The organism is Hymenobacter armeniacus, from assembly GCF_014699055.1.
GTDB classification, from domain to species: domain Bacteria; phylum Bacteroidota; class Bacteroidia; order Cytophagales; family Hymenobacteraceae; genus Hymenobacter; species Hymenobacter armeniacus.
The window spans coordinates 119,546-137,596 of the sequence record NZ_JACXAC010000006.1 but is presented as its reverse complement, the minus strand read 5'-3'; the positions used below and the strand labels follow the sequence as shown (position 1 = coordinate 137,596).

Below are 18,051 nucleotides of genomic sequence, written 5' to 3'. Positions count from 1 at the left end.
GCCGATGCTACGTTCCCTGTATTTTCTGTTGCTGCTGACGCTGGGGGCCACCCAGCTGCCGGCTTGCGCGCAAACCACCACCACCCCGCCGGCCACCGCCGCCACGGCGCCGGACCGGCCATTGCCCTGGCTCGATTCGTTGCTGAATAGTTCGGCCATTCTGCGCCAGCACCAGGTGGGCCTGAGCCTGGCCTACGCCGACAGCACGAAGCCGTTCTACGGCTACCAGGAAGCCAAATATTTCACCCCGGCCAGCAACATGAAGCTGTTCAGCTTCTATGCCGGGCTGCGCCTGCTCGGCGACTCGCTGCCGAGCCTGCGCTACTTCTCGCGCCGCGACACGCTGTTTTTCCAGGGCACCGGCGACCCCACGCTGCTGCACGGCGACGTGCCCAGCCGCCGCGCCTACAGCTTTTTGCTGAACCGCCCCGAGAAAGTGCTGGCCTACTGCGACATTAAATGCGTGACGCCCTTCGGCCCCAGTTGGACTTGGGACGACTATGGCTACTATTTCCAACCCGAGCGCGGGGCATTTCCCATCTACGGGCACACCGTGCGCTTCTACGCCGCCGCGCCCGCGCCCGCCAGGCCGCGGGCCGGCGCCACGGCCGCCACCCGGGCCGTGGCCCCGGCCATGTCGCGCGTGCGGGTGCTGCCGCGCTACTTTGCGCCGCTGGTGGGCCCGGCCACTTCCGACCTGCTCACGCCGGGCCTCGACAAGGACACCCACGTGCTGCGCGACCCCCGTGAAAACCGCTTCTACGTGCTGCCTTCCACCAAAAAGTGGGTCGATGAAACGCCCTTCATCACCAGCCGCGGGCTGATGCTGCGGCTGCTGGGCGACACCCTGCGCCGGGCCACCGCCAACGCCGCCTGGCGCCCGCGCCCGGGCCAGGATTCTATTCGCACCTTGCACGGGCTGCGCGTCGACTCCCTTTACCGCCGCATGCTGCGCGTGAGCGACAACTTTCTGGCCGAGCAGCTGCTGCTGATGTGCAGCACCAAAATCGGCAACCACGACTCGCTCAGCACCGGCCGCGTGATTCGCTACGCCCGCAAAAACTTCCTCAGCAGCCTGCCCGACCCCGTGGTGTGGGTGGATGGCTCGGGGCTTTCGCGGCTCAACCTCATCACGCCGCGCTCCCTCACGGCGCTGCTGCTCCGGCTGCACCAGGAGGTGCCCGAGCGGCGCTTGCTGAGCCTGCTGGCGGCCGGCGGGGGGCAGGGCACCCTCCGCAAGCGCTACCACGACGCCGCTGGCCCCTGGGTGTGGGGCAAAACCGGCACGCTGAGCAACAATTTGAACGTGTGCGGCTACCTGCGCACCAAAAGCGGCCGGCTAGTGGCCTTCAGCTTCATGAACAACAACCACGTGGCCGACAGCGGCGACATGCGCAACGAAGTAGAGCGGGTGTTGCGCCAGGTGCGCGACCGGCTGTAAAGCCGGCCCGTCGCGGTAACTTGGGGGTGAAACCTGGGCAAAAACACACGAACGTGAAAAAACTTGTCGGAACCCTGTTGGTGTTGGCCCTCGGGCCGACCGGCGCCGCCCTGGAAGGCTGTGCTGATAAGTACAAATGCAGCGTTGATACGTCGCTGGCCTATTTCGACGTGGATGGCCTGACCTTCGCCGTCCTCCAGCGCGGAGAGGCCGTTGCGGCGGGGCAGTCGGTGGCCGCGGCCGAAATCAGCCTCGCCATCCAGTTGCAGAAGCGCTACTACAGCCAGCGGCAAGCGGCCGCCTGGCTGCCGGCTGCTTACGCCTGCCCGCCCGCACCCATGCCCGGCTACCGGGGCACCACCGAAGTCCTCGATTCGCTGGTGGTGCGTTGCGTGTATGCCTACGACGCCGCCCACCCCGCCGGAACCGTCGTCAACGACTTGTTAGCTGGCGACGATGGCAAGCCCTTGCCGCTGGTGCCCGTGCCCGGCACGCGCCCGGACTATCCGCAGCAACTGCGCCTGCGTCAGGCCCCCAGCCAAGCCGGTCCGCAGCAGTTTGCGTTGCGCTACCGCCTCACCAACGGCGAAATCTACACGGCGCGTACGCCCCTCATCACGCTGCGCTGACCGCCGGACATAAACCTTCGGGAGGCGTGATGCCCGACCCGGAAAAAGTGCCCCGGCGCGGGTTAGCGCGTCACCATTATTCGCTGAGTGGCTGTAACATCCGGCCCGCTCACCTTCAGGTAGTAAACCCCGGCCGCGAGTCCCGACACATCAAACTCGGCTCGCACCGAAGGGTGCAGCTCTTGAATAGGCGTCACGGGCTGGCCCAGGGTGTTGTAGAGGCGGGCCGTGAGGTCGTTGGCCACGCCGCCCTCGGGCGCCACCGTAAGCACGTCGCTGACCGGGTTGGGGTAGGTCGTGATTTGCACGCCGGCGGCCAAGAAAGCAGCCGTCACCACGTAGGTGGTCACGGGCTCGTTCACCACGGCGTGGCCCGACTGCGGGCCCGTGGCGCCGGCCGGAATCACGCCGTAGTAAGTAGGGCCGGGCGTGTAGGGGTAGGCGCCGGCGTACTGGCTGTTGATGGTGACGAAGTAGGCATAAGTGCCCTGCGGGTATTCCGGCGTGATGCAAAAGCGGCCGTTGTGGCTGTCGAGGTCGCCGCGCCCGGCCACGTACTCAAAGTCTTCGATGTAGTAGCCCAGCGGCTTGGCCGCGTTGATGGCCGGGCCGGCCGAGGGCGCGGCAGAGCCGTCGGGCAGGGTGGTGCGGGCCGTGATGTTGCGCGTGCGGAAAGAGGTGCGCATGCTCCGGATGGCGCCCGTGCCGTTGGCATTGGCGTAGCCGTAGGCGCCGTAGATGGGGTAGCCATCAAAAGCGAAGCCGATGATGGGGGAGTGGCGGCTGCTGTCGCGGTCGTTGTAGAGGCAGCGCGGATTGAGGTGGTGGTGGTACTCGCCGTTGCCGGCCGGGTGGCCCAGGCAGGAGTCGAAGCTGGGCCCTTCCACCACGATGGCGTTCTGGTTCCACACGCCCGCGTTGTTGTAGCTCATGGCGTCCTTGGCGTTGAAAATGCTCACGCCGTTGCTCCAGATGCCGGTGTGGCCCAGGGGCGTGGCCGTGGGCGTACCGGTGTTGGGCTGGGGCGTGCGCGTGATTTTGAACACGAAGTTCTGGTTGGTGGCCGAGTTGGGGTTCATGGGCCAGGGGCCGATGGTGTAGCTCGGCACGCCCGTGCAGGTGATGTACACGTTGCCGGCAGAGTACTGCACCCGCTGCACGTTGCTCAGAATGCCACCAAAGCCGGTGGCGCCCGTGGTGTTCACCACCCAAGAGCTGACGATGGGGGTGATTTGGGCGTGGCCAAGGGCCGGGAACAGCCACAGCAGCACAAGAAGAAAGGAGTAGCGGTGTCGTTGCATAGAAATCGTTTGCGGGGTGAGGCCGGCTTGACGGCCCGGCTCGGCGGGGGGTTAACGCCGGAAGGCTTATTGGTTGCAGGAGCCTAAATGTAGCGCCGGCCAATGCCGAAGCGGCTATATAGTCTGCGAACTAGCTTTTCTGCCCGATGAGCTGCCGGTTTTAACTGGGGTGAGACACGGACGGATTTTTCAGACATGTTCGGACGGGCCGTGGAGAGGACAGGCGGGCGAAAAACGTCACCCGGCGCCCGCGCGCTTTCGCTGGGAATTGAGCCGGGTTGGGCGAGGAATGGCCGAGGTTAAACGATGCGCAAAAAAAGATAGTCGGCACGCCTAACAATTTTGCAACGCCAACCCGAAACAGCCCTGGCCGCCTATTCAACCGCCTTTTTCAACCCAAGACATGTTCGCTTTCACCTTCTCCTCCGCTTTCCTGCCATCCCTGCGCCGCACCCTGTTGGCCAGCCTTGGCCTGCTGACGCCCGCCCTGGTGTCGGCCCAAACCATCGTTTCGTTTGCCCCCACCACGGCCGCGGCCGGCTCCACGGTCGTCATCACCGGGCTCAACCTCGGCACCACGACGTCGGTGCAGCTGAATGGCCAGAAAATGCGCGTGGTGGGCACGCCCACGGCCACTTCGGTGTCGGTGATTGTGCCGCCGGCCGCCGCCACGGGCCGCATGCGCCTCACCACCAGCACGGGCACGGTGCTGAGCGCCAAGCTGGGCATCACCCGCAAGTCGTCGTCGGTGAGCTACGGGCAGCAGAGCACGGCCTTCACCGGCACCACGGCCAGCGGCAACTACTCCACGCCCACGGCCGGCGACCTCGACAACGACGGCCTCGTGGAGCTGCTGGTGGGCCAGGGCGACGGCACCGTCATGCTCTACGAGCAGGCCTCGGCCAACTCGCTCACCTTGGGCACCGGCGTGCTCCTCAAAAACGCCGACGGCACCACCCTCGACGTGGGCCTCTATGCCAAACCCACCGTGGCCGACCTCGACGGCAACGGCCTGCTGGAGCTGCTGGTGGGCGAAGACACCGGCAACGTGCTGCGCTACGAGCAGCTGGCCACCAGCGGCGCCGGCGCCCTGCAGTTCACCAAAACCACGCTCTTCGCCAACCCCTTCGGCGCGGCCACCAGCGGGGCGCCCAACGGCGGCTCCTACGCCCGGCCCACCGTGGCCGACCTCGACAACAACGGCTTGCTCGACATTTTGGTGGGCAGCAACGACGGCACCCTGCGCCGCTACGAGCAGGCCACGCCCAACGCCAGCACCACCGCCGGCTTCACGGCCTGGGGCCAGCTGAAGCTCGCCAACGGCACGGTCATCGACGCCGGCGACGTGGACAAGCCCCTGCTCACCGATTACAACGGCGACGGCTACCTCGACATGCTGGTGGGCACCAAGGCCGGCACCGTGATGCTCTACACCCAATCGGGCCTGAATGCGGTGACCTTCAACGCGGGCACCAACCTGAGCACCGACGGCACCTCGGCCGGCCTCATCAACCTGGGCGCCACCGGCACCAACCCCAGCAACGTGGGCGGCTACGCGGCCCCCGCCGTGACGGACCTAGACGGCGACGGCCTGCTCGATTTGTTCCTCGGCAACGGCAACGGCACCATTTTCCGCTACGAGCAAGCGCAGTCGGCCACCACGCCCTCGCTCGTGGCGCCGCTGCCCGTGCAGCTCACTGCCTTCGAAGGCGCTGCCCTGGCCACCGGCAACCGCCTCAACTGGGCCACGGCGCAGGAAGTCAACAGCAAGGTGTTCGTGGTAGAAGCCTCGGCCGATGGCAAAACCTTCGCCACGGTGGCCGAGCTGCCCGCCGCCGGCCGCAGCGTTTCGCCCCGCGCCTACGAGTACTTCGACGCTTCGGCCGCGGCTGCCGCCGTGCGCTACTACCGCCTGCGGCAGGTAGACCTGGACGGCACCGTGGCGTATTCGCCGGTGGTGGTGCTCCGCCGCTCGGTGGCCAGCGCCCCGGCCACCGCCGAGGCTTACCCCAACCCCTTTACCCAGGCCCTGAGCGTGGCCCTGCCCGGCAGCGCCGAGCCCCAGGCCGTGGCCGTGTCGCTGACCACGCTGGCCGGCCGCCCGGTATACGCCGCCAAACTCGACCTTGGCGCCGCCCCGCAGGCCCTGGCTGCCCTGCCCGAACTGGCCGCGGGCGTCTACGTGCTGCGCCTCACCACCGCCACGGGCATCATCACCCGAAAAGTGACGCGGCAATAAAACGCGGGTTATCCCTTCAGCAGAAAGGCCCGGCTTCCAGTTGCATGGAAGCCGGGCCTTTCTGCTGAAGGGAGGTTGACTGCTTAGTACAGCACCCGGAACTTGATGGTGTGCTCCACCGCGCGCAGGGCCTGAATCACCTCCTGGTCGTACTGCCGGTCAATGTCCGTTATCACGTAGCCGATGTGCTCGTTGGTTTTGAGGTACTGGCCCAGGATGTTGACGTGGTGCTGGGCCAGCACGTTGTTGATGTTGGCCAGCACGCCGGGCACGTTGGCGTGGATGTGGATGAGGCGGTGGGCCTGCTGCGTGGGCAGCTGAATGTTGGGGAAATTGACCGACTGCTGGGTGTTGCCGGTGTTGATGTACTGCATGATGCGCTCGGGCACAAACTCGGCGATGTTGCGCTGGGCCTCGGCCGTGCTGCCGCCGATGTGCGGCGTGAGCAGCACGTTGGGCAGGCCGCGCAGCTCGTTCTCGAAGGTTTCGTGGTTGGTTTTGGGCTCGTAGGGGAACACGTCGACGGCCGCGCCGCCGAGGTGGCCGCTGCGCAGGGCGTCGGCCAGGGCCGGCACGTCTACCACGTGGCCGCGGGCGTTGTTGAGGAACAGGGCGCCCTGTTTCATCAGCGCAAATTCCCGGGCGCCGATGTAGTTGGTGTTTTCCTGGCGGCCGTCGATGTGCAGCGTCACCACGTCGGCCTGGGCCAGCAGCTCGTCCAGGGTGCGGCACTTCACGGCGTTGCCGAGCTGCAGCTTTTCGGCCACGTCGAAGTACACCACCTTCATGCCCACGGCCTCGGCCACCACGCTCAGCTGCGAGCCGATGTTGCCGTAGCCCACGATGCCCAGCGTCTTGCCGCGAATCTCAAACGAGCCGTTGGCCGACTTGTCCCATTCGCCGGCGTGCATCTTGGGGTTTTTTTCCGGAATGCGGCGGGCCAGCACGATGATTTCGCCCAGGGCCAGCTCCACCACCGAGCGGGTGTTCGAAAACGGTGCGTTGAACACGGCCACGCCCTTTTTCATGGCCCCCACCAGGTCAATCTGGTTGGTGCCGATGCAGAAGGCGCCGATGCCGATGAGGCGGTTGGCGGCATCCAGCACGCGCTGGGTTACCTGGGTCTTGGAGCGAATGCCGAGCAGGCTCACGCCCTCGATGCGCGCAATGAGCTCGTCTTCGTCGAGGCCGCCTTTCACTTCTTCCACCTGGTAGCCTTCCTGGCGGAAAAGCTCGGCGGCGCGGGCGTCCGGATTTTCCAGCAGGAGCACCTTGATGCGGTTTTTGGGGTACGAAAGAGTCATGGGCAGTCTTAGTTGGTACAAAAACTCGTCGAAGGTGGGCAGCACTTCGTCGGCCTGGGCCACCACGCTGGGGCGGCTAACGTTCTCGGTGTAAGCGTAGAAGCGGTGCGCCAGGCCGGCTTCGCGAATTTGGTAGTCGGTATACCCGTCGCCGAGCACGTACACGGGCCCGTCCAAATCGAGCAGCACCAGCTGGCGGATTTTGCCGCCATCGCGGCTCAGCACGTTGCCGGGGTCGCAGCCGGTGATGTTGCCCTGCGCGTCGAAGGTGAAGGTGTTGGCCAGCACGTGGTCGGGCGCGATGCCGAACTCGGCCACCACGGGTTCAATGAACTCGCGGAAGCCGCTGCTCACCACGTAAATCCGGTCGGCGAACTGCCGGAAGAAAGCGGCGTTGCGCTGAATGCTCTCGCTCACTTTGGTTTTGAGGCGGGCGATGAGCGGCGTCAGGTGGCGCTCGTTGGCGCCCAGCAGGGCCAGTCGCTTGCTCAGCGACTCCTGGAAGCCGATTTCGCCGGCCATGCCCTGGTCGGTGAGGGCCTTAATCTGGCCGACGACGTTGGCCTGGTCGGGGTGGCCTTGCAGGGCGATGTCGGCCAGCTCGTCCAGGCCTTCGACCTGGGTAAAGGTGCTGTCGAAATCGAAAACGAGATAGGGCAGGGGGGCGGCGGGGGCGGACATGTCCGCAAAGATGGGCGCGGCAATAGCTTGCGCCCCCATTCGCCGGCGAAGTTTTTGTGAAACCAGTGCTGCCGTGGCTGCCAGCGCCGCTTCGGGAACCTCGCTGCTCTGCTGTTCGTAATTTGGTATGCATACCTTGCAAGCTCGTCGGCCGGCGCTTCGGCGCTGCCGATTGCTCCAAAGCCTTGGCCTTCTGGCCGGGGCTTTGTTGTTTCATTGCCTGGGCAGCAATTGCGGGCGCAGCCAGCTTGCGGCTTTTTCCCAGCGCAGGCCGTCCGACGGTGCGCTGTAGGAGGCTGCGCCAACACCGGGCCCTATTGGCGCGTTACCTTGTGCTATGACGAAAGCTGTTTTTATTGCCGCCGCCGAGCCCAACAGCGGCAAGTCGCTGGTGGCCCTGGGTTTGGTGAACATGCTGCTGGGCAAAGCCCGCCAAGTGGGCTACTTCAAGCCCATCATCGACTACGACCCCGGCCAGGGGCTCGACCCGCACATTGACACCATTGACCAGTACTTCAAGCTGGGGCTGCCCTACGCCGATACCTACGCATTCACGCGCCAGGAAGCGTTGCGGCTGCTGGAAGCCGACGCCCAAGGCGAGCTGATTGACGCCGTCATCCGCAAATTCAAGCACTGGGAAGACACGTGCGATTTTACGGTGGTGGAGGGCAGCGACTTCCTGGGGCCGGGCACCGCCATTGAGTTCGACGCCAACGTGTCCATTGCCAAGAACCTGGGCGTGCCGGTGGTGCTGCTGGTATCGGGCGAGGGCAAAAGCACGGCCCAGCTGGTGAGCGCGGCGCTGACGCTGCTGCGCAGCTTTGAGGGGCGCGAGGTGCCGGTGCTGCTGGTGGTGGCCAACCGCGTGGCCCCCGCCCAGGCCGACGACGTGCAGGCGCTGCTCCGCGCCCAGCTGCCGGCCGAGGTGCTGCTGGCCGTCATTCCCGAAGAGCCTAACCTGCTGCACCCCACCATGCGCGAAATCCAGTCCGGGCTGGGCGGCAAGCTGCTGTTTGGCGAGGGAGGCCTGGGCAGCCAGGTCGACAACTACGTCATCGGGGCCATGCAGGTGCCGCAGTTTCTGAACTACCTCAAAGACAACGTGCTGATAGTGACGCCCGGCGACCGGGGCGACATCATCGTGGCCGCGCTGCAGGCCAACCAGTCGGCCAGCTACCCGCGCGTGGCCGGCATCGTGCTCACGGCCGGCTCAGAGCCCGACCCGCCCATCATGCGCCTGCTGGAAGGCCTGCCCAACGTGGTGCCCATTCTGGCCGTGCCCACGGGCACCTTCGAAACCACCACCCGCGTGGCGGGCATCCGCTCGCGCATCTCGCCCGACAACCCCAAGAAGGTGCAACTGGCCATCGGCACCTTCGGGCGGCACGTGGATGTGCGGGCCCTGGAAGAAAAGCTGGTCAGCTTCCAATCCGAGGGCATTACGCCGCACATGTTCCAGTACCGGCTGCTGCAGTGGGCCAAACGCTCGCGCCGCCACATTGTGCTGCCCGAAGGCAACGACGACCGCATTCTGCGGGCCGCCGCCCAGCTGCTGCACCAGGACATTGTGGACCTCACCATTCTCGGCGACCCGGCCGAAGTGGCGGCCTCGGCCAAACGCCTGGGCCTGAGTCTGCCCGCCGGCCATCTGCGCATCATCGACCCGGTACACTACGAGCACTACGCCGACTACGTGGAGACGTTTTATGAGCTGCGCAAAGACAAGGGCGTGAACCACGACATGGCCCGCGACCTGCTGCGCGACGTGTCCTATTTCGGCTCGATGATGGTGTACAAAGGGCACGCCGACGGCATGGTGTCGGGGGCGGTGCACACCACGCAGCACACCATCCGGCCGGCGCTGCAGTTCATCAAAACCAAGCCGGGCGTTTCGGTGGTGTCGTCGGTGTTTTTCATGTGCCTGCCCGACCGCGTGGCCGTGTTCGGCGACTGCGCCGTGAACCCCAACCCCACCGCCGAGCAGCTGGCCGAAATTGCCATTTCCTCGGCCGAAAGCAGCCGGGCCTTCGGCATCGAGCCGCGCGTGGCCATGCTCTCGTATTCGTCGGGCACCTCCGGCGCCGGCGCCGACGTGGACAAGGTGCGCCAGGCCACCGAGCTGGTGCGCCAGAAGCGCCCCGACCTGAAAGTGGAAGGCCCCATCCAGTACGACGCCGCCGTGGACCCCCTGGTGGGCCGCCAGAAGCTGCCCGACTCGGAATTGGCCGGCCAGGCCAGCGTGCTCATCTTCCCGGACCTGAACACCGGCAACAACACCTACAAAGCCGTGCAGCGCGAAACCGGTGCCCTGGCCATCGGCCCCGTGCTGCAGGGGCTGAACAAGCCGGTGAACGACCTCAGCCGCGGCTGCACGGTGGATGACGTGTTTAATACGGTGGTCATCACCGCCATTCAAAGCCAGCAGCAGTAGCGTGGACGCTGCGAGTCCGCGCTACATACTACCTTTTGCATGAACATTTTCGTCATCAATTCCGGCAGCAGCTCCATCAAGTACCAACTCTTTAGGTGGCCGGCCGAGCAGCCCGTGTGCAGCGGCCTGGTGGAGCGCATCGGCTCGGACGAAGCCACCATTCGCCACACTGTTTTTGAGCAGGAAAGCGCCACTGCCGAGCAGCGCCTCGTCCTGCCGCTGTCCGACCACGAGGCCGGCCTGCGCGAGGTAGTCCGGCTGCTGACGGCCCAGCCCGGCGGCGTCATCCGGGACCCCGCGGAAATCGCCGCGGTGGGCCACCGCGTGGTGCACGGCGGCGAGGCTTTTGCGGCCACCACGCTCATCACGGCCGAGGTGAAAGCGGAAATCCGGCGGCTATTCGCGCTGGCGCCGCTGCACAACCCGGCCAATTACCTGGGCATTGAAGTGGCGGAGCAGCTGTTTGCCCAGGCCCGGCAGGTGGCGGTGTTCGACACGGCTTTTCACCAGACCATGCCCGAGTACGCTTTTCGCTACGCCCTGCCCACGGCGCTGTACGAGAAGCAGCGCATTCGCAAATACGGTTTTCACGGCACCAGCCACCAGTACGTGGCGGCCCAGGCGGCGGCGTATCTGCAGAACCCCGACGCCCGGCTCATCACCATTCACCTGGGCAATGGCTGCAGCATGGCGGCGGTGCGCGGCGGCCAGTCGCTGGACACCAGCATGGGCTTCGGCCCGCTCAGCGGCCTGGTGATGGGCACCCGCTCCGGCGACCTCGACCCCTCGGTGCTGTTGCACCTGCTGGGGCCGCTGGGCTATTCTGCCGAGCAGGTGAGCGCCCTGCTCAACAAGGAAAGCGGCATGCTGGGGCTGGCCGGCTCCAACGACATGCGCGACATCGGGCAGGCCCTGGCCGCCGGCGACGCCCGCGCCGCCCTGGCCTACGACCTGTACGCCTACCGCATTCGTCACTACATCGGCGCCTACACCGCCACACTCAATGGCCTGGATGCCATTGTGTTCACCGCTGGAGTGGGGGAGAACGACGCCCTGGTGCGCGCGAAGGCGTGCGCGCGGATGGAGTTCTTCGGCCTGCAGCTGGATGAGGAAAAAAACCAGCAGCGCAGCCCGGGCTTGCGCGACCTGAGCGGGCCGGCGTCGCGGGCCCGGATATTGGTGATTCCGACGAATGAGGAACTGGAAATAGCCCGGCAAAGCGCCGAATTACTAACCGCTCACGCTTGAAAATGCCCCAACGCCTGCTCTTTGTGTATAATGCCGACACCGGCCTGCTGCCCGGCCTAAAGGACGCGTTTCACAAAATCCTCTCGCCGGCCACCTACCCGTGCGCGCTGTGCGCCGTGACGTATGGCGCCACCAGCATGCGGCCCGAGTGGCGCGCGTTCATCAAGAATCTGCCGGTGCCGGTGCAGTTCCTGCACCGCGACGAGTTCGGGCGGGCTTTTCCGCAGTGGCGCGGGCACCGGCTGCCGGCCGCTTTTGCGGTGGCCGAAACGGGGGAGCTGCAGCCTTTTTTGACGGCGGAGGAAATGGCCGGGGCCGACCTCAATGGCCTGATGCAGCAGGTGCGCGAAAAACTGGCTTAGGGGCAAGGCCGCGCCGTTACCTTTGGCAGGAAAACAGACGGTTTCTGTTCTTTTCTATCATTATTCCACCCGATTTTTCATGAAATGTACCTTTTTGCTGGGCGCGGCCCTGCTGGCGGCCGGCCCGGCGGCGGCGCAGTTTCAGGCCCCGGTGCCGACTGGCCCGGCCTACGACGCCCGCACGCTGTTCAATCCCTCGTTCATCGAGCAGCTGGCCACGCCCACGCGCACGGCCGGCGGCCAGCCCGGCGCCCAGTACTGGCAAAACGCGGCCGACTACAAAATCAACGCCCGCCTCGACGACAAAACGGCCCGCGTGACGGCCAGCGTCGACATCACCTATACCAACAACAGCCCCGACGCCCTGCCCTTCGTGTGGCTCTACGTGGACCAGAACCTGTACCGCGCCGACTCGCGCGGGGCGGCCGCCACGCCGGTGGGCGGCGGGCGCTTCGGCAACTCGGCCCGCGGCTTCCAGGGCGGCGACTCGCTGCAAACCGTGAGCATCGAGCTGCACGGCAAAAAGCTGAAGGCCAACTACCGCGTGAACGACACGCGCCTGCAAATCATACTGCCCGAGGCTCTGAAGCCCAAGGGCGACAAGCTCAGCATCCACATCGACTACGGCTTCAACGTGCCCGAGTATGGCTCCGACCGCCTGGGCCGCCTCAACACCAAGAACGGCGAAATCTTCGAAGTGGCGCAGTGGCACCCGCGCATGGCCGTGTACGACGACGTGGAGGGCTGGAACACGCTGCCCTACCTCACGGCCGAGTTCTACCTCGATTACGGCAACTTCGACTACACCGTGAACGTGCCGGCCAACTTCCTGGTGGGCGGCTCGGGCGAGCTGGTGAACCCCGCCGAGGTGCTGACCAGCGCCCAGCAAAGCCGCCTGGCCAAGGCCGCCGGCTCCGACCAAACGGTCATCGTGCGCTCGGTAGACGAGGTGACGCAGCCCGGCTCGCGGCCGGCCGGCAAGGGCGGCCGCCTGAGCTGGCACTTCCGCTGCCAGCGGGCCCGCGACGTGGCCTGGGCCGCCTCGGCCGCCTTTGTGTGGGACGCGGCCAAGATGAACCTGCCCAGCGGGCGCAAGTCGCTGGCCATGTCGCTCTACCCCGTGGAGTCGGCCCAGGACACGGCCTGGAACCGCTCGACGGAGTACGTGAAAAAGAGCATCGAATTCAACTCGAAGCAGTGGTACGAATACACCTACCCGGTGGCCACCAACGTGGCCGGCGTGGTGGGCGGCATGGAGTACCCGGGCATTGTGTTTTGTGGAGCCAAAGCGCGCAAAGCCAGCCTGTGGGGCGTGACGGACCACGAATTCGGCCACAACTGGTTTCCGATGATAGTGGGCTCGAACGAGCGCAAATACCCGTGGATGGACGAGGGCTTCAACACCTTCATCAACATCCTGTCGTCGCAGGCCTTCAACAACGGCGAGTACGCCAAGCTGCTCAACGACACCACGCGCCTGGTGGGTGGGCTGGTGCGCGGCATTCTCGACCCCGCCACCGACCCGCCCTACACCGTGCCCGACGTGACGCAGTCGCGCAACCTGGGCTTTGCGGCGTACAGCAAGATGGGCTACGGCCTGTTTTTGTTGCGCGAGGAAATTCTGGGCGAGGAGCGGTTCGACTACGCTTTCCGCACCTACATCAAGCGCTGGGCCTTCAAGCACCCGCAGCCCAAGGACTTTTTCCGGACCATGAACGAGGCCAGCGGCGAGGATTTGAGCTGGTTTTGGCGCGAGTGGGTGTACAACAACTGGATTCTGGACCAGGCCGTGACCACCGTGGCCTACGTGAACCAGGACCCCGGCCAGGGCGCCCTCATCACCCTCGAAAACCGCGGCCAGGCCGCCATGCCCGTGACGGCCGACGTGACCGAAACCAACGGCAAAACCACCCGCGTGAAGCTGCCCGTTGAAATCTGGCAGCGCGGCGGCACCTGGACCTTCCGCTACAATTCCACCACGCCCCTCACCCAGGTGCGCCTCAACGCCACCAAGCTGCTGCCCGACGTGAACCCCGGCAACAACGTGTGGCGCGCGCAGGTGCTGCGGTAGCCATCGTTAGAAACCGAAGGCCGCCATGCTCTGCATGGCGGCCTTTTTTATTGGCATGCCTTCACCGGCTGGCCACTTTGCGCGGCGCTGGGGCGTCGGCGCCGTCCTGGCGGGCGCGCTTCACCACTTCGAGGCCCACTTTTTTGCCCAGGGCGAGGCCCACGGTGTTGTCGGTGCGGAAGTGAATGCCGCCGTCGAAGCGCGACTCGGCGGCTTCGTGGGCTTTGGCGTCGCAGAGCTGGGTTTCCTCGGGAAAGAGGTAGCTCAGCACCGTGCCGCGGGCGCAGGAGAGCGTGGCGTGGCCCGACGGGTAGCCCGGAAACGGCGGCGTGACGGGCAGCACCGGCTGGTAGCTCGGGTCGTACTGGTCGGGCCGAATGCCCCAGTACGTGAACTTGGCGTCCCAGCAGGCCACGCCGGCGTCGAAGGCGGCCACGCTGAGCAGGGCGTAGGCCCGGGCGGCCCGGGGGGCGTCGAGGTATTGGCCGGTCTCGAACAGCTTCCGGTTCAGCATCTCGCCCCAGTAGTCGTAGGAGGCCCAGTAGAAGGCCTGGCCCATGGTGGCCGGCGTGCGCTTGGCCGTTTTTAGCTCCTGCATGTCGGCGGCGTAGTCGGGCGGCGGACCGGGGCGGAACTGCCGGCCCGAGGTGAGCACAAACGGCCGCCAATGCCCGCGCATGGGCGCCACGGGCGCGCGCTTGTCGTGCCACAGGCCAGCCTGCGTGGGCACAGCGCCTTTCCAGACGGCGTCGCAGCTGTCGGTTTTGGCGCGCTCCAGCACGGCCGCGGCCACGCGCTGGCCCAGCTCGAAGCCGGCGTCGACGTCGCTGGGATAGGCCACCCCGGCCAAGATGCGCGAGCGGCCGGCGTCGGCAGCCAGCTGGCGCAGGGAGTCGGCCTTGGCCGGAAACAGGGCCGCCAGCACCGCCGAGGCCGCGCCGGCCGCCACGGCGTGCTCCGAAGGGTAGGAGGGGCTGCTGTTGTGGGCCACGCAGGCGGCTTCGGCGTGGCGGGCGTCGGGGCCCGGGCGGCGGTAGGCGTACTTGGCGTGCCAGGCGGCCACGGTGGCGTCGTAGATGGCGATGTTCATCAGGGCCTGGGCGCGCCACATGGTGACGGGGTCGTGCAGCAGGCTTTCCGAGATGGCTTGCCAGCGGTAGCCGGGCGCGCCGGCGTTCCAGTAGCGAATCAGCTGCCGGCTGGCCGAGTCGCGCCGCTGGGCCAGGGCCAGCACGGTTTGGGCTTCGGCCCGGGTGGCTTTGGCCGATGGCGGGGGCGGCACCGCCAGGGCCGCGCCCGAGGGGATGACCCAGGTTTTCCACTCGCCGGCGGTGGGCTCCATCTGCGCCCGTGCAGGACCGGCCAGCAGGCAGCCCAGCCCAACCAATAGTACAGTTGTCTTCATAGCAAATAGCAGCAAGGGGTGTATATCAAAAATAGTGAATATTTATGACATACGCCCCTTGCTGCTATTTGTCTGAATTGCAGGCAACAACAAGGGCCTGACAGGCCCTCATGATGCCCGGCCGTGGCGGCTCCGCCACTTGGCGTCGTAGCGCGCACCGCCGAACAAATAGAGCATCAGCGCCCGCGAATAGCGCAGAATGAGCGGCGTGAACAGCACCGTGACGCCGGTGATGATGGCCACGTACACCCAGGTGTCGGGGTTGCCGAGCAGGTAATAAATCAGCACGCCCAGCACCAGGAAAGTGCCCACGTTGAAGGCGAAGGTGATGTACATCGAGCCGAAGTAGAAGCCGGGCTCGGGCTCAAAGCTCTGGCCGCACACGGGGCACTGGGCGGGCATTTGGGCAAACTGGGTCACGTTCAGGGCCGAAGTGCTGAAGAGCTTGCCCTGGTGGCAGCGCGGGCAGCGCAGCTTGAGCAGCGCCAGGGCCGTCGAGTCGACGAGTTCGTAGGAATCGGTGGGTTCGGCCATGGGGGAAGCGGGGGAGGGAAGCATGAGGCTAGGGGCTATACGGGAGAAAAGCGGCGGCGCCCACGCGCGGGGCGAGCGCCGCCGCGTCAGCGCCATTGATGACCCAAAATTACCGGGCCGTAAGGCGGGCATTGCGGCCCGATTTCAGGCCTTTACAGGACAAATCAACGCTGCTGCCGAAAGGCTTCCGGCGTGGTGCCCGCGTACTTGCGGAAGTAGCGCACGAAGTAGGACGAGTCCTCAAACCCCAACTCGTAGCCCACCTGCGCCACGCTCAGCGCCGAGTGGCTGAGCAGGCGCCGCGCCTCCGTGATGACCCGCTCGTGGATGAGGGCGCTGGCGGTTTTGTTGAGCACGCGGCGGCACAGGGCGTTGAGATGGTTGGCCGTGAGGTGCAGCAGGTCGGCGTAGTCGCGCACGCTGCGCCGGGTGCGGTAGTGCTCGTTGAGCAAGGCGCCAAACTGCCGGATTTGCTGCAGGGCAAGGCTGGCTTCGGCCTCGGCAGCGGGGGAGGCGGGATAGTGGCGGGTGGCCAGCTCCAGCACCAGGTGCAGGTAGCTGCGGAAAACGTCGGCCTGGTTGGCGTGGGGCGCGGTGTATTCGTCGAGCAGGCGCTGAAACAGGGGCTGAATCTCGGTTTCGGCCGCCGGCAGGTACAGCACCGGCGGGTGCGCGCTGCCGAAAAACGGGTAGGCGTAGAGGCCGGCGCCGGGGTAGCGGAAGAGGTAGAAATCGGCCGAAAAAAACACCACGAAGCCGCGCGTGTCGGGCGTGAGCTGCCAGTGGTGCACCTGCCCCGGGGCCAGAAAAAACACGCTGCCCGGCCGCAAGTCATACGCGACGAGGTCGACGGTGTGCGTGCCCGTGCCGGCCGTGACGTAGAGCAGCAGGTAGAAATCGTGGGCGTGGGCCGCGTTCACGTGCGGAAACCGGACGACGTGCGTTTCCAGCCGCTCGCAGTAGTAGGGCGCGCCGGAGGGCGTGTTGGGAAACGAGGCGAGGGCCAGAACCGGCAGGCCAGTGGCTTTCATGGGCGCAGCTTGAGGCCGTGAAAGTAACCCCGGCGGCGCGGGTCGTACCTTTGGGGCACTGCTGGGGTCTGGTTGGCCCTGACTGGCGGATGCCCCGGCGGCATCGCGTCAACGGGCATGGGCGCTTGGCCGTGGCCGTTGAGTACAAGCTATTTTCAGCTTGCACCCAGCTTGGCCGACGCCCGCCAGCAGCGACTTGTTGCCCCGTTCTTGTGCACCTTTCCTTGTTGAACCGCTCGGCCGTTTGGGCCGGGCTGCTGGGCGCGTCTGTGCTGCTCGCCGGCTACAGCGGCGCCAAGCCCACGCCAACGGCTGCCCCGCGCAGCCGCACTTTTGTGCTCACCAGCACGGCCACCGTGCCCGTGCCGCCCGCCGGCACCAAAACCCTCGACCTGTGGCTGCCCGTGCCCCACGCCGACGCCAACCAGGACGTGCGCAACCTCAAAATTGAGTCGCCGGTGCCGTACAAGATTGAAACCGGCGCCTACGGCAACCAGATGGTGCACCTGCAGCCCGCCGCCGTGCCCACCGCCCCGCTGGTGGTGAAGCTCACCGCCCACATCACCCGCCGCGAGCACCTCAACCTGCGCGCGGGTACGCCCACGGCCAAGGCCAGCAAGGAAAAAGCCGACACCAACATGGCCCGCTGGCTCGGCCCCGACCGGCTGGTGCCCCTCGACGCCAAAATCAAGCAGCAAGCCCAGGAAGTGGTGGCCAAGGCCGGCGCCAAAACCGACCTCGAAAAAGCCCGCGCCGTCTACGAGCACGTGGTGAGCACCGTGACCTACGACAAAACCGGCCAGGGCTGGGGCCGCGGCGACATCTACTACGCCTGCGACGCCCGCCGCGGCAACTGCACCGATTTCCACGCCATCGTCATCGGCTACTGCCGCTCACTGGGCATTCCGGCGCGCTTCAGCATCGGCTTGCCGCTGCCCGCCGAGCGCGGCAAGGGCGAAGTGAAGGGCTACCACTGCTGGGCCGAGTTCTACACCAAGGAAACCGGCTGGGTGCCCGTCGACGCCTCCGAAGCCGCCAAAAACCCCGACAAGCGCAACTACTTTTTCGGCGCCCACGACGAAAACCGCGTCGAATTCACCCGCGGCCGCGACGTGGAGCTGGCCCCCAAGCAAGCCGGCCCGCCGCTCAACTACTTCGTGTACCCCTACGCCGAAGCCGACGGCAAGCCCCTGGACGTGGCCCGCACGTACGAGTTTGTGGACGTGGCCAAGTAGCGCGGCTTCGTTCTGGCGGGCGCCTCACTCCCTGACCCCCTTTCCAATAGATGAGGGAGCACCGGTTTTGCTCCCATTAAGGGTGAAAGTGAAGAGTTAGGAGTCAAAAACGACGATTACTTCTAACTCTTAATGCAAA

13 protein-coding genes are annotated in these 18,051 nt (G+C 66.1%); 8 read left to right on the top strand and 5 right to left on the bottom strand.

Features of this window, described 5'->3' with window-relative positions:
* Nucleotides 1-4: 4 nt before the first annotated feature.
* Both IC234_RS18020 and IC234_RS18015 read left to right on the top strand, forming a co-directional pair.
* Nucleotides 5-1,441 (top strand): D-alanyl-D-alanine carboxypeptidase, encoded by a 1,437-nt coding sequence (locus IC234_RS18020; protein WP_190927358.1) that lies wholly within the window; start codon nucleotides 5-7, stop codon nucleotides 1,439-1,441.
* 53 nt (nucleotides 1,442-1,494) lie between these two features.
* Complete coding sequence (locus tag IC234_RS18015; protein ID WP_190927357.1) at nucleotides 1,495-2,070, top strand: hypothetical protein; 576 nt, start codon at nucleotides 1,495-1,497, stop codon at nucleotides 2,068-2,070.
* A 62-nt stretch (nucleotides 2,071-2,132) separates the two neighbouring features.
* Here IC234_RS18015 and IC234_RS18010 read toward each other — a convergent pair whose 3' ends face one another.
* On the bottom strand, nucleotides 2,133-3,371 hold the full coding sequence (locus tag IC234_RS18010; RefSeq protein WP_190927356.1) for a YHYH protein: 1,239 nt from the start codon (nucleotides 3,369-3,371) through the stop codon (nucleotides 2,133-2,135).
* 403 nt (nucleotides 3,372-3,774) lie between these two features.
* On the opposite strand from IC234_RS18010, the gene IC234_RS18005 reads away from it, so the two are divergent.
* Nucleotides 3,775-5,610 carry a T9SS type A sorting domain-containing protein gene (locus IC234_RS18005; RefSeq protein ID WP_190927355.1) on the top strand — a complete coding sequence of 612 codons (1,836 nt, stop codon included), beginning with the start codon at nucleotides 3,775-3,777 and terminating at the stop codon, nucleotides 5,608-5,610.
* Nucleotides 5,611-5,693: 83 nt separating this feature from the next.
* Here the strand turns inward: IC234_RS18005 and serA are convergent, their stop codons facing one another.
* A complete protein-coding gene (serA, locus tag IC234_RS18000) occupies nucleotides 5,694-7,595 on the bottom strand; it encodes a phosphoglycerate dehydrogenase (RefSeq protein WP_190927354.1) in 1,902 nt (633 codons plus the stop codon).
* A 337-nt stretch (nucleotides 7,596-7,932) separates the two neighbouring features.
* On the opposite strand from serA, the gene pta reads away from it, so the two are divergent.
* The 4 genes from pta to IC234_RS17980 all read left to right on the top strand — a co-directional run bounded on the left by pta (nucleotide 7,933) and on the right by IC234_RS17980 (nucleotide 13,707).
* Complete coding sequence (gene pta, locus IC234_RS17995; protein WP_190927353.1) at nucleotides 7,933-10,026, top strand: phosphate acetyltransferase; 2,094 nt, start codon at nucleotides 7,933-7,935, stop codon at nucleotides 10,024-10,026.
* Between the two features lie 39 nt (nucleotides 10,027-10,065).
* Nucleotides 10,066-11,274, top strand: coding sequence for an acetate/propionate family kinase (locus IC234_RS17990; RefSeq protein WP_190927352.1), 1,209 nt, complete (start codon nucleotides 10,066-10,068; stop codon nucleotides 11,272-11,274).
* 2 nt (nucleotides 11,275-11,276) lie between these two features.
* Complete coding sequence (locus IC234_RS17985; protein ID WP_190927351.1) at nucleotides 11,277-11,636, top strand: hypothetical protein; 360 nt, start codon at nucleotides 11,277-11,279, stop codon at nucleotides 11,634-11,636.
* 79 nt (nucleotides 11,637-11,715) lie between these two features.
* Nucleotides 11,716-13,707: a M1 family metallopeptidase gene (locus IC234_RS17980; protein ID WP_190927350.1), complete on the top strand. Its 1,992-nt coding sequence runs from the start codon at nucleotides 11,716-11,718 to the stop codon at nucleotides 13,705-13,707.
* A gap of 61 nt (nucleotides 13,708-13,768) precedes the next feature.
* Here IC234_RS17980 and IC234_RS17975 read toward each other — a convergent pair whose 3' ends face one another.
* From IC234_RS17975 to IC234_RS17965, 3 genes are all read right to left on the bottom strand, one after another.
* Nucleotides 13,769-15,112: a phosphatase PAP2 family protein gene (locus tag IC234_RS17975; protein WP_190927349.1), complete on the bottom strand. Its 1,344-nt coding sequence runs from the start codon at nucleotides 15,110-15,112 to the stop codon at nucleotides 13,769-13,771.
* A gap of 108 nt (nucleotides 15,113-15,220) precedes the next feature.
* Nucleotides 15,221-15,646, bottom strand: coding sequence for a DUF983 domain-containing protein (locus IC234_RS17970; RefSeq protein ID WP_223827766.1), 426 nt, complete (start codon nucleotides 15,644-15,646; stop codon nucleotides 15,221-15,223).
* A gap of 164 nt (nucleotides 15,647-15,810) precedes the next feature.
* Nucleotides 15,811-16,677, bottom strand: coding sequence for a helix-turn-helix transcriptional regulator (locus IC234_RS17965; protein WP_190927348.1), 867 nt, complete (start codon nucleotides 16,675-16,677; stop codon nucleotides 15,811-15,813).
* A gap of 212 nt (nucleotides 16,678-16,889) precedes the next feature.
* Between IC234_RS17965 and IC234_RS17960 the strand changes: the two genes are divergently transcribed.
* Nucleotides 16,890-17,912, top strand: a complete 1,023-nt coding sequence (locus IC234_RS17960) for a transglutaminase-like domain-containing protein (protein ID WP_317173406.1) — start codon at nucleotides 16,890-16,892, stop codon at nucleotides 17,910-17,912.
* Nucleotides 17,913-18,051: the final 139 nt, after the last annotated feature.

Coding starts and splice junctions, on each gene's coding strand:
- IC234_RS17975 (WP_190927349.1), bottom strand. CDS start 15,112: ATGAAGACAACTGTACTATTGGTTGGGCTGGGCTGCCTGCTGGCCGGT.
- IC234_RS18010 (WP_190927356.1), bottom strand. CDS start 3,371: ATGCAACGACACCGCTACTCCTTTCTTCTTGTGCTGCTGTGGCTGTTC.
- serA (WP_190927354.1), bottom strand. CDS start 7,595: ATGTCCGCCCCCGCCGCCCCCCTGCCCTATCTCGTTTTCGATTTCGAC.
- IC234_RS18005 (WP_190927355.1), top strand. CDS start 3,775: ATGTTCGCTTTCACCTTCTCCTCCGCTTTCCTGCCATCCCTGCGCCGC.
- IC234_RS17965 (WP_190927348.1), bottom strand. CDS start 16,677: ATGAAAGCCACTGGCCTGCCGGTTCTGGCCCTCGCCTCGTTTCCCAAC.
- IC234_RS17990 (WP_190927352.1), top strand. CDS start 10,066: ATGAACATTTTCGTCATCAATTCCGGCAGCAGCTCCATCAAGTACCAA.
- IC234_RS17985 (WP_190927351.1), top strand. CDS start 11,277: ATGCCCCAACGCCTGCTCTTTGTGTATAATGCCGACACCGGCCTGCTG.
- IC234_RS18020 (WP_190927358.1), top strand. CDS start 5: ATGCTACGTTCCCTGTATTTTCTGTTGCTGCTGACGCTGGGGGCCACC.
- pta (WP_190927353.1), top strand. CDS start 7,933: ATGACGAAAGCTGTTTTTATTGCCGCCGCCGAGCCCAACAGCGGCAAG.
- IC234_RS17980 (WP_190927350.1), top strand. CDS start 11,716: ATGAAATGTACCTTTTTGCTGGGCGCGGCCCTGCTGGCGGCCGGCCCG.
- IC234_RS17970 (WP_223827766.1), bottom strand. CDS start 15,646: ATGGCCGAACCCACCGATTCCTACGAACTCGTCGACTCGACGGCCCTG.